Raw genomic sequence first — 18,546 nt, 5'->3', positions numbered from 1 at the left:
TCCCAATTTTATCTTATAACCACATTCCAGTAAACTTAAACCATCAATTATTAGTGAAGGAGACTCATCATGAATAGTCGAACCATCTTAATCACCCGTAGCTTCTGGGGTGCCGCCGCACTCACACTGGTATGCGCCGTTGCTGGTAGCACCTTGGCTCAGCTCCCTTACCTCAACCTGGTCGGCGCATTGGTCATCGCCCTTTTACTCGGCATGGCCCTCCAAGTTGCCCCACGCGCCATTGCGACTAACCGGGCCGGTATTGGCGTTATCAGCAATAAATTCCTACGTTTAGGCATCATTCTGCTGGGATTCAAGCTTAATCTGATTCAACTCGCCCAAGCCGGCGTCAAAACCATCACGTTGGCAGCAGTTGTGGTGACTGGGATGGTCCTACTCACCTATAACCTTAGCCGCAAGCTAGGCGTTGACCGCGAGCTGGCCATCTTGACGGCAACCGGGACCAGCATCTGTGGGGCCGCCGCCGTGATGGGTGTTTCGCCACAAATTAAAGTGGCCCCTGAACAGGCAGAACGCCAACGAGAAAATGAGGTCCTGGCCGTCGCCATCGTCGCTATTCTGGGGACCGTCTTCACCTTGATTGAGATCGGCCTCAAGCCCCTCCTTCATCTCTCCGCGGTTCAGTTTGGTGTCATGACCGGTGGGTCGTTACATGAAATTGCCCACGCCGTTGCCGCCGGCAGTGCCGGTGGCCCGGTAAGCCTGGATACCGCCATCATCACCAAGCTTTCCCGGGTTCTTCTATTAGCCCCAGCCGCCTTAATCATTGGCTGGTGGTATCAGAAACAAACGGCCTCTGCCTCAACGACCAATGAGCACACCAAGCTCCCCATCCCCTGGTTCATGGCGGGCTTCCTCCTAACCAGTATTCTTGGAACCTGGTTACCACTAGGGGCCACCACGATTGCTGGACTGGTTAAGTTGGCCTATCTCTTCCTTGGCATGGCCATGGCCGCCTTGGGAATGAGTGTCAACTTCCGGGTCATCTTTCAGCGCGGCGGTAATGCCTTCCTAGCCGCAACCCTCTCCTCAATAGTCTTGTTAACTGGCGTGACGCTGGCCAGTAAGTGGTTCTTCTAATCGCCAACTAAACAGAGTCTGGGACAAAACCCCAGACTCTGTTTTTGTGTACCCATTTATATGGCCGAAACGTGCGAAAAAAGGCACCCGGTTCCGCTTAAAACTGTTAACCAAACAATCCAAGACCGGGATTATTTGGTTAACAGCCTTAATGCTCGCCGGCTAACCGCCTTTCGTCCCACTCTCTTTATTTGATTGTTAATAGATGTTGGACGGTGCCGTTATCCCAAAGGATATAGAGCCCCAATAGAATATACACGGCCACCGTAATATACCGTCCCTGCCGGTCCAACACCGCCGCGACCTTAGGTAAACAGGCGAGTCGATAACCGAGTTCCCAGAAAATCACGACCATCACCGCGAAGGTCACCAGAATTAACGGAATTTCGTTAGTGGCGACCGTCGTAAACAGGGGAACGTAAATCCCCACGTTGTCGGCCCCACACGTGGCCATTGTGATGAGGGCCACACTGCCAATCAGACTCTTGGGGTCCGTCACCTTCGACGCAATGGCTGCCTCGTCATCGTCATCCCCTTGCACCCAGAGCTTAATTCCTAAGAAAATGGGAATGAGTCCCAACAAGCCTAACAACCAGGGTGCCGGCACGAATCCTAGGAAGAATGCCAGGGCCAGTGAACTGCCGACCAGAACGATGGTCCCTAAAAAGTCTCCAATCAAGACCAACCAGCGATCTTGGTGCTTTACGCGGCCGAAAATTACCATTAGAATAACTAGGTAATCAAGTCCGGTAGAGATATATGCCGTGACTCCGGTCAAAATCGTCTTGTACATCATCCCATCTCCCTATGTATGTTATCTTTAACATATGTTAACATGTACATATGAAAGGAGCAAGCTTTTTTATGGCAGATTCTGAAAAAGAGCTACATCTGATTGCTCAGCCATCCTTGATGGCCTCACAAGATATCTTTAAACTCCTCAGTAACACCACCCGCCTCCAAATTCTCTATTTGCTGGAACAACAGGAACTCAATGTCAGTCAACTCAGCGAGTTGCTTAACGTCGAACAATCGGTGGTGTCCCACCAATTGGCCTTGCTGAAGAAGGAACAATTGGTTACCGCCCAACGGGTTGGCAAGCAAAACTTTTACGAGTTGGACGATCCCCATATCTTAGATATCGTGAATGAAACGTTGGCCCACGTTGACCACGTGCTGCGAGGCAAGAAGCATGGTCAATAAAAGCTGTTTGGAATTTTACTTCCAAACAGCTTTTTTGTGACTCATTTTCACTTAACTAGAACGAAGTCGCAAGGAACCCCATGGTTCGTTGGATGCTTACATCTTCATCCCCATCTTCTCATATGAACTCATCCCAGCCAGATGGAGGTCCTTGACGTCGATGCCCCGTTCTTCCGCGACCGCCTTCATCAAGGTATCCATGTCCATCAGCTTGTATGTTTGTGGATGGTCGGGGTCAAAGGCCTCGATTTGCGCCATCATCCCACCATCTTCGTGTTCGATGATATGGCAGTGATACATGAAGACGCCGGGCTTGTCGAACCAAACCTTCAGTCTAACCGTTTCACCCGGATTAACCCCAACGGTATCCTTGAACCCATGTTCATTGGCGTATGGCGCATGCCCATTCCGTGAGATCACTAGGAATTGTGTCCCATGCATGTGGAATGGGTGGACCATGCCACCTTCCATATCATTCGTGTTGGTAACATCCCAAAGCTCAACGTTACCAACCTTTTGTCTGGCATCAATCCGTTGCATTTCAAACTTCTTGCCATCCATCATAACTGCTTCGTCCATCCCGGACATGACGACCTTCCGGACGGGCATATCGGGCGTCACACTTGGATCGGGAATGTCGACCAGGTGGCTAGGCAACGTCACATCGTCCGCGGCAAAGTCGTGAACCCGGAAACGGACGATTGGCACGTCATCACTATACAAGGTGACCGTTTGTCCAGGGGTGACATCGCCAAAGTCAACGATGATCTCGGCCCGTTCGGCACAGGTCAACATCAGGTGGGTAAACTTCACGGGACTAGGCAAGATGCCCCCATCCGAGGCGATTTGGGTAAATGGGAGATCGTCACTGAAGTGCAACCGCCATTCACGCCGGTTCGCCCCATCGAGAATCCGCAAACGAATCCGTTGGGTCGAGACGTCAAAGTATGGATTGATCGTGCCATTAATCATTGGCGTTGGGCCTTGCACACCGTCTGGATCGTAGTCTGCTTCGTAATCCCATTGATTATCTTCATGGAACCGCCGGTCTTGCAAAACCAACGGAATGTCGTCGACCCCATAGTTCCGTGGGAATGGTAACTTGGCTTCCTCTTCGTCGGTAACCAATGCCAACCCAGCTAGGCCATGCCAAACCTGTTCGGCCGTCGATGGACACGGATGGGCGTGGAGCCACAAGGTTGCGGCCGGTTGGTCAACCTTGAAATCAATGTGCCGGGTCTTCCCGGGGTAAACTGGGGCGTGACAACCACCATCGGTATAGGGCCCGGGAACGTTCAGACCATGCCAGTGGAACGTGGTCAACTCTGGCAAACTATTTTTTAAATCAATATGCATCGTCTTCCCCTTAGGAAAGACCACCGTTTGGCCCAGTAACGACCCATTGTAGCCCCAGGTCTTCGTCTTCTTACCTGGGAGAAGTTGCGTTTCCCCAGCCTGGGCTTCGACCGTGTAATAAGTATCCGTTGCCGTTTCCTTGTCTGGCTTCAATAAGGGCGGAATCCGCAACGGTTGTTGTGGCGTTTTCGGTTCTGCCAGTGGCACATAGCCCCCGTCATGGGTGTTATATGCCGCTTCATCAAAGAAATAATCGGTGTTAATTGATTTTGTCATCTTTAAGGCTCCCCTACGATTTATTGAAAAATCTTACATGTCCATGATACCGCATCCATTCCGGAACACGAAAAGTTTCGGCCGGAAAAATTCGTTTAGTTTAATTGATTGAAAAGGTTAACGTTCGCTCCGCGCCCGTAGTGCATAGAGAATCGTCACGGTATCCACCACTTCTTGGAAGACCGCACCAATGATCGCGGGAATGACTCCGAAGCTGGCAATGATCATCAGCCCAGTACAGATAAAGATCCCAATCAACACCGCCTGTTTGGCAACCCGCATGGTATCCTGGGCAATCTTACGGGCGACACTCACTCGCGTCAGGTCATCCTTCAGCACCACAGCATCGGCGGACTCACTCGCCGCAGTCGCCCCATGGGCGCCCATGGCAATCCCGACATCGGCCATTGCCAAGGAAGGGGCATCATTGATCCCATCCCCAACCATGGCGACCGGCCGTTGCTCTTTAGGGAGCTCCGTCAAAACATCGATTTTTTCTGCCGGCAACCGATCGGCATGCACCTGATCGATGCCAACTTCCTTGGCGATAGCCTGAGCGATAGCCAGGCGATCCCCAGAAATCATCAACAGGTTGGACACACCTAACTCGTGAAGCGCCCGCATCGTGGTGGCCGCCTCCGGCCGAACACGGTCACTAAAGCTCACGTACCCTTGGTAAATGCCGGCAATCGACACGAAGACAGCCGTCTGGTCGGGCCGTTCAATCGACGTTTCCGCCACAAAGTCGGCCTTCCCCGCCTTAACCAATTGGCCGTCAATGGTGGCTTGCACCCCCCGGGCCGTGGTCTCCTGAACATCCGTTGCCGTTAACAGTGGCTGCTCGTTGGCCGCGACCATGGACTGGGCCAACACGTGGCCGGAATGCTGCTCGGTACTAGCCGCAAGCTGTAACAGTTTATCGGCGGTGATTGCCGTCACCGGAACCACCTGGTCGACCAGTAATTGGCCCTGCGTAATCGTCCCGGTTTTATCAAAGGCAAAGGTCTTGACCTGAGCTAATTTTTCCAGCGTGGTCCCCGTCTTCACAATGATCCCATTACGACTGGCCCGACTCATCCCGGAAATTAGCGCTATCGGCGCCGCCAAGATCAGTGGACAAGGAGAGGCCACGACCAATACTTCTGCTAACCGAACGGGATCACCGGAGAAGAACCAGGCCAGGCCTGCAATCACGTAGGCCAGCAAGGTAAATGGGACAGCATACCGGTCCGCCATCCGAACAAAGTTAGCCGGCTGGGCTTCGGCTTGCTTCACCAAACGAACGATGTTTTGATATTGACTATTGTCGGCGGTTTGATCCGCGCGCAAAACCACCGAGGCCTCGCCATTGACACTACCGGACATAACCGTCTGACCAGCAGCCTTATCGATGGGGCGAGCCTCACCAGTTAGTGAGGACTCGTTAACCGTCGTTGGGCCGGTCATCAACGTTCCATCAACCGGCATGACTTCACCCGGACGGACCATCAGTTGATCGCCAACGCTGACGGCAGCCACCGGCACATCCGTCACCTGATCATCGACCAAACGATGGGCAGTTTGCGGTGAATTATTCAACAATTCCTGGAGCTCACTATTCGCCTTGCTGGCAGCAAAGTCTTCCAGGGCATCTCCCCCGGTCAACATCAGCAGAACAATCAAGGCGGCCCAGTACTCACCAACGGCCAGTGTTGCCACAACCGCCGTGATGGCCAACAGGTCCACCCCAAATTTGCCAGAGCGCAGGGTCTGAACCATTTCGATAAACATCAAAATAGCTAACAAAATACCCACTCCAGTGACAATCCACTGGGCAATCCGTCCCTGATGCTGAACAAACTGAAGCCACAGGGCAATTGTCCCAAGCACGATCACGAACCAGAATCGCCAGTACTGTTTAAGTCGTTGCATCCCATCGTCTCCTTCATCCCATCAATTTACCTCGAGTATACCAATGCTTGTGACTTAATGCACTTCTTGATCATTCACCCGCTAATAATTGGGTCATAAAAAAGGCTCGGATTGCTCCGAGCCTTAAGCGTTCTATTTAGAAATGACGCCGAATGACGGCACCACCAAGGGTCAATAAGCCAATGCTCAAGCCCCAGGCAGTCGTTACCCAACCATTGTTGTCAATGGTTTGTGGTAACTTCGTGTTGCCCGCATGCTTAGTGACACTAGCGGCCCTAGGCTTCAAGGCTGCGGCCTTGGCAGCTGCAGCGGCCTTTTTGGCAGCGGCGGCTTTCTCGTCAGCCTCATTCTTGGCATTTTGTTCGGCACCCTCACGGTCCTTTTCTTCCTTGTCCGTTTCAGAGCCCCCATCGGTGTCAATGGTCCCAGTATTTTCTTCTTCCTCTTCTTCATCGGTTTCGTTGGTGTCCCCGCCACCGGAACCGCTGTTACCTGTCGATGAGGAAACCTTCCCATTGGCTTCTTCGGAATTCCGATCACCGGAGTTACCTGCGCCCCATTCCATCACGGCATTGTTTCTAAACTTGTAACCGGAATGAATCAGCGAAGGATCGGTAACCTTCGTGTAGTAGTCAATGACAATCAGGTTGCTGACCGGATCGTTGAAAGACAGGTCAAACCCATTATCATTGTATGTAACCTTGTATTCATCAGAGGAGATTTCTGGCTTCTCACGCTTGTACGTGGTCGTGTTAACCCAGGTCCCGTTGCTGACGGTGACGCCGTGAATCATTTCTTGGTTGTCACCAATCGTATCGGAGATATCCAGGTTGTCTAACTTCAATTCGTTCCGGTTGACCAGGATGGTCCACTTGACCGTGCCATCATCCTGCAGTGTCCCCTTCTTAGAAAGGTTGGCATCGTCTGAAACGATGTTGATTTTTGATGTGCTACTGCCGTTATTTTCCAATGGGAAAACAACGTCCTTCTCGCCGGTATCTTCGTAACGATACTTCGTGGCCAGATTCAAGGTCAACTTGTCGTTGGTCTTGCCCTCCAGCTTGTCATTCATCGTGATGACCACGCCGGTATCAGAAACAACGGCCTTACCAATCACCGTACCATCCTGATCGGTTACGTCAAAGGTGTCCCCAGGCTTCTTCCCCTTCAAGTTTTCTGGGAAATCCAACGTGATCGTGTCCCCGTCTTTAATCGGCGTCTCCCCAAAATTCAGATTGTACTGAATATCAATGGTATCCGCGTGCTTAAAGTCGGGTCCATTCGTGACACTAGCCGACGTCGTGAAGTCTGACCCCTTATAATTAGTGGCCGCCTCGGCAGGCGTGGCAACCTGACTCACAACTAACAAAGCAATCAAACTAACAAGTCCGATTATTAGTCGTAAGACTTTACTATTTTTACTCAAAAAAATCCCCTCCCACAACTTTTGCATACCCTGAGTATACGCGTATCCGTTTTAGCTTGGCAATACTGTATGGGACATTTCCTAAGGGTTGATGTGTTTTTTTGTTAAAAAAAGTGGCAACTCTGAAGCGAGTCACCACATCATCGGAAATATTGGGTTAGCAGATACGCGTTCCTAACGTCTGCATCTCTTTTTTCAGGTCCAGATCAGACTTTTCTGCGGCGGTATACGTGATTAGACCCACGGCACTATCCAGTACACCACTATCATCACGCAACGCCAGTTGATTGAAGACGCGGTCAAGGATTAAACCGTTACCCAGGTAGAGTGCCGTATCGGCATTCGTCCAGATAGTTAGGCCGGCATTGTTTTCGATGGGCAAATCATAGTCCGGGTCTCCGGCGGTCAACGCCACAAACTGAAATTTATCGCCAATGGCGCAGGTCCCACCAATGGTCGAGTACCGGTTCGACCCATCGTCCGTGGTTAGTAACAACACGGCATTGGGGGAAACAGTCGCCTTCAAGTAATGTAAAGCAACATCCTTCAAGGTTAACTTCACAACAACCCCTTCTTTCTTACTAGTTGTTATTAAATTGTGCACAACTCAATTTAACCACGGCTACCCGTCAAAGTAAACAGATTGACTTTCAACTCATCCGTTCATTCTTGATAGTACTGTGCCTGAGCTGTGAAGAGTTGTTGATATAGTCCTCGACGTGCCATTAATTCTCGATGCGATCCCATGTCGTCGACTTCTCCATGATTCAAAACCACGATTCGTGAACTGAATTTTGCCGAACTCATTCGATGAGAATTGTTAGACTTCTCACTAAAATATGCTGGTGTCCCCTGTGCAACTAACTGACCGTGGCTAAACAAGATTGCATTGTCAATAAACTCCTCACTTTCATCCACATCATGTGTGACAACAATAATCGTAATACCAAGTTCCTTTTTTAAAGTAACTAGGGATGACCAAAGCAATCTTCGCTTCTCTGGGTCTAGTTCATTTGTAGGTTCATCTAATATTAGCGTTGTAAAGTCCCCCATCAAGGCCGTAGCAAAACCTACTAAGCGATGCTGACCGCCAGAGACGTTTTGCAATCTGCTGGTTTTAATTGCAGATATTCCCAGGCGATTTAACCATAGATCAGCTTGCTCTATTGCGGCGCGTTTATCCTTTCCACGTAATCTTGCAGTAGTTACTAAGATATCATAAACTTTCATAAATCCAAGAGTTAGTGGTGCTTGGGTTGAATATGAAACATTACGATGAATATACTCCAATGAATCCTGTACACTCTTCCCTTCAAATAATATGGTTCCCTTATCGATGGTGCGATACCCTACCATTGCATCAACTAATGTTGATTTTCCTGCACCGTTTTCACCAAAGAAACCAACAATTTGATTATCTTTTATATCCAAGCTAATATTTTTATTTGCATATTTTTTCGCCCTTGTATTTTTGATAAACATTTTCCATTTCATAAACTACTGCCATATATTCCATCTCCAATGTGTGCCATTATTGCATTCAGACCAACAACAACTCCATATACAATCCCTACACGAACTGATATTTTAGTTAGTATCATATAATCACAGAGGCCAAAAATGATAATCTCAATCATTATTCTCAAAAGTAGGCCAACTCTGTTTGGTGATAAAGGAGCCATATAAATAGACCAAATCACATAAATTGCAATCGGCACTAGAATCCCCATCAGTAAATTAAGTGGTAACTTATATTTTGTAAAACCTACAAAAGCTACTGTTATTAGGGTTATCATTTCTACTAAGAATCTTAACAGCGCATTAATTTGAAAAAGAATATGCATTTAGCTCAACTCCTTTAAAAAATTCAAGATTTGTTTTCTACCATTCTCGAACCCGTTAGATTCCTGCATCTTTTTAGACATATCTTTAACGTTTTTATTGACACCAGCAATTGAATTCTAAAATTGGCATTTTCTCATTTCATCCAAACCTTGCCCACTGCTCCAATCCACATGACAACGCCTAGAAAGAAACAAAGGAACATAACCGTATAGGCGTATCGGTCAAATTTCCAGGTTGATGTCATCCCCCAAACAATAAATGCTGGGACAACGCTGCCCGACATCAAAATGACCAACTGGATGATTAAATCAGTGGGTAGCCAATATTTAAGAAAAGGGAATCGGGTGTTGACCTTCTTTAAATACCAATGAACGTTTTGACTAATTTTGTATTGTATAAACGGCTTCGCCACATTATCACCTCGTTGGCTCACGATGGACTCTTAGCATTTTACCGGAACTATAACTTCGCGAGCCACTTTCCTCTACGATAGACCTCCATTTTTCTTGAATCGCCTTATCCAACAAACTAACTCATATAAAATTCAGCTTTTTCCAACCATCTCGGATCGTATTTTTTCAAAGAAAAAAGCATGATTCCTAAGAATCATGCTCGTATCCACGTTTAATTAAAGCCACAACATCTTCTTCTGAGAGGTTGAGCTTTCGGGCCTCGTTCGTGAATTGACTAACGTAGCGGTCGAAGAATTCTGCCCGCCGTTTCTCCCGAATCATATCGGCAGCCTCAGTCGTCACAAACATTCCCACACCACGACGCTTCTCGATCATACCAGCAGAAACTAGCCGATTGATCCCCTTCAAAACGGTGGCCGGATTAATATGAAATTCCTTGGACATTTCCGTCGTCGACGGAACCTGTTCACCTGCACGATAAATGTCCATAAAGATGGCGTCTTCCATCTGCTCCGCCACCTGCAGATAAATGGGTTCCGGACTATCAAAGTTAAAATTCATACAATTTCCCACATTCTTTGTGAACTCAGTTAGTCGTTCGTGGCTTGTGGTAACACAATTCGCCAATATAGAGCCAGCGTGATGAAGTAATAGATCACATACAAACCAATAAAAATCAGGAACGTACTACCAATTCCCAGATAAGGGCTCATCGGTGATGCCATCAGCGGCTTAAACATTTGCAACCCGAACAAAACATCAATTACACCCATGATACCAGGAATCAGGAATAAAATCCCAATTTCTTTTGCAATCCCCTGGCGCATCTTGCTTTGCCGCACGCCGATCTTAAACAACATCCGGTAACGTTGTTTGTCGCCAGGCGCGCCGGAAAGAATCTTGAACATGAGGCATGAGGCGAGCATTGCTAAGAAGGCAATCCCCAGGAAGTAGCCAATGAATTCGAAGCCCCCGAAAAAGCCGGTCATCATCTCAAAGGATTGATAACTCCCCACCGTCATGTACGATGGTTGAGCAAACCGCGACGTTTCAATCTTATTCAATTTTTTTAGCACGGCCATGTCACGGGTAAAGTTGGTGACCCGAATCACCGTGACCGTCATCTTGGTCCCCTTTTGCTGTTTAAATTGACTAGCAGACAGGATCTGGGGGGCGTAAGGACCGGCACTAGTCAACGCTAATGCCATAAAGTCCATTTCCTTAATCCCGGACTTCTTGAAGGCCTTCAGCGACTGCGTGTCGTAACCAATCAACTTTTGACCGTTCTTTGAAAAACGTTGTTGTTCGAACGGTTGCCGTTCAAACTCGTCCGCGTTATAGGCCACGACCTTGCCCTGTCGCTTCTGCGTATAGGTCGCCTGATGAGCAACGTGTAGCTGATCGATTAACTTTTCCTCCTTGCCAGACACATTGTGTAAGGCAACGGAGTAGCCGCTAAAGTGGTCAACGACCCGTGGGAGTTGGCGATGATAGCCCGATCCCACGGTGATGGCCCCCAAGGCCATGGCAAATAACAAGGAAACAATCGTTAACATCCTGGTGTAGTTATAGACCCGGAAGTTCAGTTGGCCCAAGAGGAACCCATTCAAGTGTTTCTTTGACCAAGCCGTCCGGCGTAATTGGCGGATGACCATCAGGATCGTCGCTTTGAATAATAGGTAGGTCCCGATCGTAATCGTCACCAGAGCTACCGGAATCGCTGATATCATCAACATCTTAATGTTGGCCAGGGCCCAGTACCCTACCGCCAGGCTCAGAATACCCAAGATTGCCTGAATAAACTGGCGTCCCGGTTTAACCTGAGGTTGGTTGGCCTCGGAATCACTGTGTAACAGCTTCAAAACGGTCGTTCGCGTTAACCGGAATAGATTAAAGACCGATGCCAGGATGAAGAGTCCCACATACAAGACGGCCGTCGCCAGGATGGCGGGCACGTAAAACGAGGTCAGATGCGCCAGGTGTAGACCCAACAGATCCAAGAGAAATCCCACCAGGAACTTACTCATCAGTAGTCCCAGCCCGATCCCAATCGCTGTCGCGACTGTCCCCAAGATTAAAGTTTCCAAGAAGACCAACTGGCCAACCCGCTTACGGGTTGCCCCTAACATCATGAATAAACCGTAATCGTGTTGCCGCATGCTCAGCAAAAAGCTATTCGCATACATCAAGTAAACGACCGTGATAATAATCAACAGAACGGCCCCGAAGCCAAAGATAATATTGGCTGAACGAATGGCCGCATTGGCCTTGATAAAGGCCTGGTTGGTTGCCAGATTGGCAAACATATAGAAGATGGCTGCAGACATGGTCAACCCCGCGAGCAGGACCAAGTAGTCTCGCCGCCGGTTTTTAATCCCGGCCAGTGCTAATTTACCTAACATTTATGCCGTTCCCCCTACTCGTTAAACGTGCCAAGTTCATTCAAGATTTCTTGATAGAATTCTCGCCGGTCCTGATCGCCTCGCCGTAACTCCGACCCAATCTCCCCATCCTTGATGAACAAGATCCGTTGACAGAAGCTCGCCGAGAACGGATCATGCGTAACCAACAGGACAGACATCGCCTGTTCACGGTTAATCGTCGTTAACAGATCCAACAGTTCCCGGGCACTCGTGGAATCCAAGGCCCCAGTTGGTTCATCCCCCATGAGAATGGCTGGATGATGAACGATGGCCCGGGCCGCAGCGACCCGTTGCTTTTGCCCACCAGATAGTTCTGAGGGGTACTTTTGCAACAAATCACTGATTGATAACGTTGCGGCGACCTCATAAATCGCCTGATCCATGACCTGTGAGGCCGTGCCCTGTAATGCCAGTGGCAGGCCAATATTTTCCTCGGCCGTCAGGCTTTCCAACAAGTTGAAGTCTTGGAAGATGAACCCAACCTCTTGAGCCCGGAAGTCTGCCAACTGGTTCCCTCGCATCTGCGTCACGTCATGACCATTAACCACAACGTCGCCGCTAGTGGGAACGTCTAGGGTTGAAAGCATGTTCAGCAGCGTTGTCTTCCCGGAACCAGAGGCCCCCATGATGCCGACAAACTCCCCTTGTTCGACGGTCAGGTTAATATCTTTTAATGCCCGATACTGACGCTCATTTGCCTTGCCATAGGTCTTTTCCAACCCATTGACGCTAACTACAGTATTTGTTGTCATTTTAAATTCCCTCGCTCTTTGGTTTATTGGTTAGTTACTTGTGTAATTAACTATAACGGTTGCCATAAAAAAGTCAACTCTTTTTTCTGAGCCGGCCGTTAGACCTTGCCCACCAAAAACGTGTAAACTAATAAGTGGAGTTATAAATTTGACAGCAAAGGAGTTTTTTCTAATGAAACAACGACGCTTAGGCGGTACCGACTGGCAGGCTTCCGCAGTTGCCTTAGGAATTATGCGCATGAGTACCTTATCCGTTGCGGATGCTACGAAGGCCTTACAAGCAGCTCACGAGGCTGGCATCAACTACATTGATTCTGCTGACATATACGGCGACGGCCAATCCGAACGGATCTTCAAGGAGGCCTTCAAGGCTTCCGGCCTGAAGCGCGATGATTTTTACATTCAATCAAAGGGTGGCATCGTCTTAGACCCCGAACGGAGTCACGATGGCTTAGTCTTTGGCCAACGCTATGACTTCTCGAAGCAACACCTATTGGATGCCGTGGATGGCATTCTTGAACGGACGGGCCTCGATTACCTCGATGCCTTCCTATTGCACCGGCCAGATCCCCTGATGGAGCCCGCAGAAGTTGCGGATGCCTTTAACGACCTCCAACAATCTGGCAAGGTTCGGCACTTTGGGGTTTCTAACTTCAATGTCCAACAATACCTACTGGTTCAAGACGCCGTTGATCAGAAGTTAATGTTCAATCAACTTCAGTTCAGCGCCGCCCATGCCCAAATGGTCACCGCTGGCTTACGGGTTAACATGGACGACTCACCAGCCATCACCGATGGCGGTATGTTGGAATTTGCTCGGCGTCACAACATCACCATTCAGGCCTGGTCACCTTTCCAATACGGTCTGTTTGAAGGGATGTTCATTAACGATCCGAAATTCCCTAAGCTAAACGCCGAATTACAGAAATTAGCCGACAAATATGGCGTCTCCAAGAACGGGATTGCGACCGCTTGGATTCTCCGCCACCCAGCCAACATCCAGGTCTTACTTGGGACGATGAATCCCGACCATATCAAGGACAGTGCCGCCGGTGCGGACATCACCTTAACCAAACAAGAATGGTACGACCTGTACTTTGCTGCGGGCAATTACCTACCATAAAGACTGGTGTAACACGGTTAAGCCGGACAGAAATGTCCGGCTTTTTTGTGTGAAAATATTTTTAAAAAGGGGTTGACGTTGTCTAAATTGGTGGTAAACTGAAGTTGTTCTTGAGGGCGAGTGATTACTCGCTCGCCAAAGCAGAAAGGGGATTTTGATCATGTTTACCACATCATTTTGGATTCTAGCCGTATGGCTGATTATTAACGGAATTTGGACTTGTTTTGCTACGAGGAACCAAGACCTCATGAAATGGTTCGGGTGGATCAACGTGATTGCGATCGTCTGGGGCTTCTGGGCCTTCTACGGTGCCGTCAGCGTTGCCAGCCTGACCGGTTGGTTCACAACGGTTAACTGGGTCAACGTTGTCTTGGCCATTTGCCAATTCTACCTGGCCTACCGCCACATGCCTGCCACTCGGAACAGTTAATCTGTCCTCCTCACACCCCCAAGAGCCGGTGCGTCTCCCTGAAGACGGCCGGCTTTTTAGGCTAGTATTTCTGGTTCACCCTGGTAAGATAGAGATAAATTGTCAGACAAAGGTGGTCACACTATGAGTAATAAAAGCATTCTGGCGGCGTTTCCTGCTACCATTCAGGCAGATGAGGAACTGACCCAAAAGCAAAAGGATGTCCTTATCGCCAGCATTCGGCTCTTCGCAGAACAAGGTTACGCCAATACCAGTACACACCAGATTGCCGTGGCGGCTCATCAGTCCGAAGGCACCATGTTTAAGCATTTTAAATCCAAGGCGAATATTCTTCGAACGGCCTTGGCTCCCGTTATTACTCAGATCATTCCCAAGTTATCGACGGAACTGATTGAAAAGACGCAAGCGCCCATCCCTGACCTGCATGCCTTCTTGACCCTATTAGTCAGAGACCGCATGGCCTTTGCCGCTGCCAACCAAGATGCCATCAAGGTTTTCCTCAGTGAAATTCTGTACAACGAGGCCCTGCGGCAAGACTTCATCGCGGCCGCCCGTCAGGAACTCATCACGACCTTCCAGGCGGCCGTCCTGGACCTCCGTAAGCGTGGCCTGATTGTCGATTGGCCGTTCTCGGAAATCTTCCGCTTCATTGTCGCCGTGGTCTTGGGGTACATCATCGATCGCTATATTCTCTTCCCTGATCGTGACTGGGACGACGATCATGAGGCCCACTACCTGGTTTTAGAACTGGAGAAAGTGCTTCGGCCCGAACCTTAAATAATTGCTAAAAAAGGAACCCAAATAACGGTCTGTGAGCCGCTACTTGGGTTGTTTTTTTTCGGTTAAATTGACGTCGCCGGCCGTTGATTGACGACTCATCGCCTTTAGAACAACCAAAAAGGACGCCGTCATCATCACGGCGTCCGGTCATTCAAATCAATTCAATGTAAAGGTCTAGTGGAATTGCATCCCGCCATCGACTTCCAGTGTTTGACCAGTGATGTAGTTGGAGTCTGGGCCAGCCAGGAAGGCCACACCAGCGGCAACGTCTTCTGGTTCTGACAGACGGCCGAGCGTGATGTCCTTGGCGAAGGTTTGCATGCCCCATTCGTCATCCTTACCAGCGTTTTGACCAACCTTGTGGGCAATGTCAAACATCATTGGGGTCTTAACGATTCCTGGTGCGTAAGCATTCGCCGTAATGCCTTCATCGGCTAAGTCACGGGCAGCCACTTGGGTAATCCCCCGAATGGCGAACTTGGTGCCGCTGTAAAGGGCTAAGTTAGGGTTCCCAACCACACCGGCTTGAGAGGTCGCATTGATAATCTTCCCGCCGTGCCCGAGTTCCTTTAACTTAGCGTGGGCTGCTTGGATACCCCAAAGGGTTCCGGCAACGTTAACGTGATAAACTAAATCGAATTGTTCTGGGGTAATCGTGTCGATCGGCGTCGTAGGGCCAAGGCCGGCGTTATTGACGATCACGTCAAATCCACCGAGCTTGTCTGCAGTTGTGTTAACCGCAGCAAACACGCTGTCACGGTCGGAAACATCGACCTTCACAGCAACCGCTTTGCCACCATCAGCTTCGATAGCAGCGGCGACCTTACTGGCATTGTCTAAGTTCAAATCAGCAATTGAAACCGCAAATCCGTCATGAGCTAAGCGTTTGGAAATGGCTTCCCCAATTCCTTGTCCGCCGCCAGTAACCATTGCTACTTTACCATTTGATGCCATGTGCCATTCACTCCTTCAGAATAAGTAGATTTCTTAATACACCTACATCTTACCGGAAAAGGTTTAACATTGAAAGCGATTTCACACGTAAAGACTTGCCCCGCTCAGTAACCGGCATAACCGCTTGCGCGGGGGGCGCTTTATATAAAAACGAGAGTGGGACAGAAGGCGGTTAGTCAATGAGCATTAACGTCGATAGACGAATAATCCCGGTTTTGGATTGTTTGTCTATCGGGGTTAAGCGGAGTTGACTGCCTTTTGTCGCACGTTTCCGCAATATACGTTCGGAGCGCACGAAGGGTCTGAGACTTTTGTCCCAGACCCTTCATCTATTGTCCTTAAACCGCCGGTGTTTCATAGGTGAATGCTCGCCTAACTCGTTAAAATCACGACTTTGGCACATTCTCCAGTTGCCAGGTCAGCCGGCCGGCATAGTTACCGGCCTTGGCCCCACTATGAATGGCGAGCATCAACCCCGTATCATCGGTCCAGCCCTTGGTCACCGAGGTCTGTTCCGAATCGTGCTGGGATTCATTCTCCATGACCAAGATCGACTGATTAGCCGTGGCCCGCTGCTGATTCTTACCATTGACGTAGACCAGCTCACCCGCCAGTTGCTCGCGAGCCACGTTGGCAAACGCCTGGGACATCTGGACCGTCAGTTTCCAGGTGCTCCCGGCCCCCCGATCGTCTTGCACCCCAATCTGCCAATCATCTTGGCGGGCAACGAGCTGGCGTTGCCCGGTAAGCTTAGCTGATTTAAATGCCGTGGTCTTGGGCACCTTCGAGAAGGTTAACTGACCGGCTCGTTTCTCGACTACTACCGATAGGTCATTCGACGGGTGCCCCGGGTTATCCTTGGCCCGCAAGATGACCAAATTTCGCCCAACATTGAGTTGGTCCGCGGGTATCGTCAGCTGGAACTCACCGTCTTGCTTGGGTGCCAAGATGGCCGGGTTCGGGAGTTCGTGGCCATTCAAGATAACATTGACCTGACTGTGTTGCCACTCCTCAATAGTCAACGCTTCCCCACCATTCGTCAGTCTGCCCTTGATCACGGCCGGCTGATGATGCTTAACCTTTAAAGTATCCGCACCCAGGTTTTCCAATTTCAGATCCAGCTTACCGTTAATGAAGAACTCCGGTGTATTGATGACTTGTCGGTAATTCGGGCCGTAGAAGCTACCGGGATTGTTTGCCATCTTGACGTGACGCCCCGTTTGCTTGACCCGGCCCCTCAGAACGACCAGGACACGATTACTGTCTCCGTTTTTTAAGGGTTTATCCAGCTGGGTTTTCAATCGCGCTTCTTTAAGGTCTTGCTGACTAAAAGTAATATCTTTAGCATTCTGTTGGATAAGCTTTCCCGAGTCCCACTCAATCTCCGGTGGTAAGGGAACATCAAACTTCATACCATCTAACACTGCATCGCCCGAATAGGTCAGATCATAGACATACTTTAGTCTTGTTCCTGGATTCACAACTGTTCCCGGCAGAATAGTTCGATTGGTCTCCTCATTTCGAAGAACGCTCCGTTTGGTATTGAATTCCGGTCCCCCACTGATCTTATCAATCACAACCAGGCCATTTTCGCTCCGTTCGGGGTTAGTCGCGCCCGTAAAGCCCCAATATAAGCTCGCAGGCTTACCGGCCTCAATCCCTAATTTCTTTTGATCAATCACGATGGTATCCATGATTGCCCCCGTCATGAGGGGTTGCTTGGTCACTGGATCACGGTCATTTAGCGCATACCGCACCTGACTGCTGGCCGATAGCCAGTTCAGCGTCAAATGATGCCAACGACCATCGGCCAGGTTCCCCGTTAGTTGTGGTCTAGTCGTCGCTAGATTAAAAAAATTCAACGCCGGTTGGACTTCCGGATGGGTATTCACCTGATATTCGGCCGGATCGCCGGGATAACCACTGTCCACGTGCATCCCCTCGCTAACCACCGCCGCCCCATCGAAAAAGTCCGGCACAGCCGCCCGTGCCAACCGGTTGGGATGGGTATCGAACTCTAAGGCCCAGCTATTCTGAATACCCGTCATTGCCAACTTCAGCGGATCCGTCACCGTTGGATCAGGGTTGGTGCCCCAAGCCCCCAACGACTGGCCTCCACCTGAACCAGCAGCCATCTTGGCCGGTGAATTATGGAGCACAAAGGTTAAACCATCGGCGGCCTCGGACCCCCGGTTGCCAAAATACAGCCAGGCCGAAATGGCCTTGTCCTTCTTCAAATCCAACTTGGTCTTTTGTTCACTTGATTCGCCATCGAAGGACCACAGGGCCCCAACCTGTTGTTCACCCCCAACCGCATTTTCATGGGTTAACTGACCAATTGTCTGTTCCAGCGTATTCGAGTCAATTAATCGCCCCGAATTCTTCGGAACCTGACTCCCCGTTAATAATTGGTCTAAGGGAATTCCGGCTGGTGCAGCGGCAATGGCCTGTTTTAGATCGCCATTATCTGTAGCACTGACCGTCACCACACCATTCCACAGGCAGCCCCCAATAATCCCCAAAATTAATATGAATCGTTTCATGTTCGCTCCC

General features: G+C 49.6%; 17 protein-coding genes. 5 read left to right on the top strand and 12 right to left on the bottom strand.

Going from position 1 to position 18,546, the window contains the following annotated elements:
- Positions 1-69 precede the first annotated feature (69 nt).
- A complete protein-coding gene (locus tag EKM96_RS01445) occupies positions 70-1,101 on the top strand; it encodes a YeiH family protein (RefSeq protein ID WP_125638721.1) in 1,032 nt (343 codons plus the stop codon).
- A 187-nt stretch (positions 1,102-1,288) separates the two neighbouring features.
- On the opposite strand, the gene EKM96_RS01440 is transcribed toward EKM96_RS01445, so the two are convergent.
- Positions 1,289-1,894, bottom strand: a complete 606-nt coding sequence (locus tag EKM96_RS01440) for a CadD family cadmium resistance transporter (protein ID WP_125638718.1) — start codon at positions 1,892-1,894, stop codon at positions 1,289-1,291.
- A 71-nt stretch (positions 1,895-1,965) separates the two neighbouring features.
- Between EKM96_RS01440 and EKM96_RS01435 the strand changes: the two genes are divergently transcribed.
- Complete coding sequence (locus tag EKM96_RS01435; RefSeq protein ID WP_125638715.1) at positions 1,966-2,304, top strand: ArsR/SmtB family transcription factor; 339 nt, start codon at positions 1,966-1,968, stop codon at positions 2,302-2,304.
- Positions 2,305-2,400: 96 nt separating this feature from the next.
- Here EKM96_RS01435 and EKM96_RS01430 read toward each other — a convergent pair whose 3' ends face one another.
- The 9 genes from EKM96_RS01430 to EKM96_RS01390 all read right to left on the bottom strand — a co-directional run bounded on the left by EKM96_RS01430 (position 2,401) and on the right by EKM96_RS01390 (position 12,706).
- Complete coding sequence (locus EKM96_RS01430) at positions 2,401-3,936, bottom strand: multicopper oxidase family protein (RefSeq protein ID WP_061776608.1); 1,536 nt, start codon at positions 3,934-3,936, stop codon at positions 2,401-2,403.
- Positions 3,937-4,053: 117 nt separating this feature from the next.
- Positions 4,054-5,847 carry a heavy metal translocating P-type ATPase gene (locus EKM96_RS01425; RefSeq protein ID WP_125638712.1) on the bottom strand — a complete coding sequence of 598 codons (1,794 nt, stop codon included), beginning with the start codon at positions 5,845-5,847 and terminating at the stop codon, positions 4,054-4,056.
- A 136-nt stretch (positions 5,848-5,983) separates the two neighbouring features.
- The gene (locus EKM96_RS01420) at positions 5,984-7,273 is read right to left on the bottom strand and encodes a collagen binding domain-containing protein (protein ID WP_225417544.1); all 1,290 of its coding nucleotides are present in this window, start codon (positions 7,271-7,273) and stop codon (positions 5,984-5,986) included.
- 157 nt (positions 7,274-7,430) lie between these two features.
- On the bottom strand, positions 7,431-7,835 hold the full coding sequence (locus tag EKM96_RS01415) for an iron-sulfur cluster biosynthesis family protein (RefSeq protein ID WP_125638707.1): 405 nt from the start codon (positions 7,833-7,835) through the stop codon (positions 7,431-7,433).
- Positions 7,836-7,936: 101 nt separating this feature from the next.
- Positions 7,937-8,767, bottom strand: coding sequence for an ABC transporter ATP-binding protein (locus EKM96_RS01410; RefSeq protein WP_125638704.1), 831 nt, complete (start codon positions 8,765-8,767; stop codon positions 7,937-7,939).
- Positions 8,764-9,117, bottom strand: a complete 354-nt coding sequence (locus EKM96_RS01405; protein WP_125638702.1) for a YrdB family protein — start codon at positions 9,115-9,117, stop codon at positions 8,764-8,766. Before EKM96_RS01405 ends, EKM96_RS01410 begins: the two co-directional genes overlap by 4 nt.
- Before the next feature lie 600 nt (positions 9,118-9,717).
- Positions 9,718-10,092, bottom strand: coding sequence for a GntR family transcriptional regulator (locus tag EKM96_RS01400; protein WP_061776604.1), 375 nt, complete (start codon positions 10,090-10,092; stop codon positions 9,718-9,720).
- A 29-nt stretch (positions 10,093-10,121) separates the two neighbouring features.
- Positions 10,122-11,933 (bottom strand): FtsX-like permease family protein, encoded by a 1,812-nt coding sequence (locus EKM96_RS01395; protein WP_125638699.1) that lies wholly within the window; start codon positions 11,931-11,933, stop codon positions 10,122-10,124.
- A 14-nt stretch (positions 11,934-11,947) separates the two neighbouring features.
- Complete coding sequence (locus tag EKM96_RS01390; RefSeq protein WP_125638697.1) at positions 11,948-12,706, bottom strand: ABC transporter ATP-binding protein; 759 nt, start codon at positions 12,704-12,706, stop codon at positions 11,948-11,950.
- A 172-nt stretch (positions 12,707-12,878) separates the two neighbouring features.
- On the opposite strand from EKM96_RS01390, the gene EKM96_RS01385 reads away from it, so the two are divergent.
- The 3 genes from EKM96_RS01385 (at position 12,879) to EKM96_RS01375 (ending at position 15,036) form a co-directional block, all read left to right on the top strand.
- Positions 12,879-13,829: an aldo/keto reductase gene (locus tag EKM96_RS01385; RefSeq protein WP_125638694.1), complete on the top strand. Its 951-nt coding sequence runs from the start codon at positions 12,879-12,881 to the stop codon at positions 13,827-13,829.
- Positions 13,830-14,076: 247 nt separating this feature from the next.
- A complete protein-coding gene (locus EKM96_RS01380) occupies positions 14,077-14,259 on the top strand; it encodes a hypothetical protein (protein WP_382336177.1) in 183 nt (60 codons plus the stop codon).
- 123 nt (positions 14,260-14,382) lie between these two features.
- On the top strand, positions 14,383-15,036 hold the full coding sequence (locus tag EKM96_RS01375) for a TetR/AcrR family transcriptional regulator (protein ID WP_125638687.1): 654 nt from the start codon (positions 14,383-14,385) through the stop codon (positions 15,034-15,036).
- Between the two features lie 177 nt (positions 15,037-15,213).
- Here EKM96_RS01375 and EKM96_RS01370 read toward each other — a convergent pair whose 3' ends face one another.
- Both EKM96_RS01370 and EKM96_RS01365 read right to left on the bottom strand, forming a co-directional pair.
- Positions 15,214-15,993: a (S)-acetoin forming diacetyl reductase gene (locus EKM96_RS01370; protein WP_125638684.1), complete on the bottom strand. Its 780-nt coding sequence runs from the start codon at positions 15,991-15,993 to the stop codon at positions 15,214-15,216.
- Between the two features lie 386 nt (positions 15,994-16,379).
- Entirely contained in the window at positions 16,380-18,536 is a 2,157-nt protein-coding gene (locus tag EKM96_RS01365; protein WP_125638681.1) for a WxL domain-containing protein, read from the bottom strand.
- Positions 18,537-18,546: the final 10 nt, after the last annotated feature.

Origin of the sequence: Levilactobacillus tangyuanensis (genome assembly GCF_003946545.1) — a bacterium.
GTDB classification, from domain to species: domain Bacteria; phylum Bacillota; class Bacilli; order Lactobacillales; family Lactobacillaceae; genus Levilactobacillus; species Levilactobacillus tangyuanensis.
Note: the sequence above shows the minus strand (reverse complement) of the source record. Positions and strands in the feature narration are given on the sequence as shown.

Coding starts and splice junctions, on each gene's coding strand:
- EKM96_RS01390 (WP_125638697.1), bottom strand. CDS start 12,706: ATGACAACAAATACTGTAGTTAGCGTCAATGGGTTGGAAAAGACCTAT.
- EKM96_RS01395 (WP_125638699.1), bottom strand. CDS start 11,933: ATGTTAGGTAAATTAGCACTGGCCGGGATTAAAAACCGGCGGCGAGAC.
- EKM96_RS01405 (WP_125638702.1), bottom strand. CDS start 9,117: ATGCATATTCTTTTTCAAATTAATGCGCTGTTAAGATTCTTAGTAGAA.
- EKM96_RS01375 (WP_125638687.1), top strand. CDS start 14,383: ATGAGTAATAAAAGCATTCTGGCGGCGTTTCCTGCTACCATTCAGGCA.
- EKM96_RS01370 (WP_125638684.1), bottom strand. CDS start 15,993: ATGGCATCAAATGGTAAAGTAGCAATGGTTACTGGCGGCGGACAAGGA.
- EKM96_RS01410 (WP_125638704.1), bottom strand. CDS start 8,767: ATGAAATGGAAAATGTTTATCAAAAATACAAGGGCGAAAAAATATGCA.
- EKM96_RS01365 (WP_125638681.1), bottom strand. CDS start 18,536: ATGAAACGATTCATATTAATTTTGGGGATTATTGGGGGCTGCCTGTGG.
- EKM96_RS01430 (WP_061776608.1), bottom strand. CDS start 3,936: ATGACAAAATCAATTAACACCGATTATTTCTTTGATGAAGCGGCATAT.
- EKM96_RS01400 (WP_061776604.1), bottom strand. CDS start 10,092: ATGAATTTTAACTTTGATAGTCCGGAACCCATTTATCTGCAGGTGGCG.
- EKM96_RS01385 (WP_125638694.1), top strand. CDS start 12,879: ATGAAACAACGACGCTTAGGCGGTACCGACTGGCAGGCTTCCGCAGTT.
- EKM96_RS01425 (WP_125638712.1), bottom strand. CDS start 5,847: ATGCAACGACTTAAACAGTACTGGCGATTCTGGTTCGTGATCGTGCTT.
- EKM96_RS01435 (WP_125638715.1), top strand. CDS start 1,966: ATGGCAGATTCTGAAAAAGAGCTACATCTGATTGCTCAGCCATCCTTG.
- EKM96_RS01445 (WP_125638721.1), top strand. CDS start 70: ATGAATAGTCGAACCATCTTAATCACCCGTAGCTTCTGGGGTGCCGCC.
- EKM96_RS01380 (WP_382336177.1), top strand. CDS start 14,077: ATGAAATGGTTCGGGTGGATCAACGTGATTGCGATCGTCTGGGGCTTC.
- EKM96_RS01440 (WP_125638718.1), bottom strand. CDS start 1,894: ATGTACAAGACGATTTTGACCGGAGTCACGGCATATATCTCTACCGGA.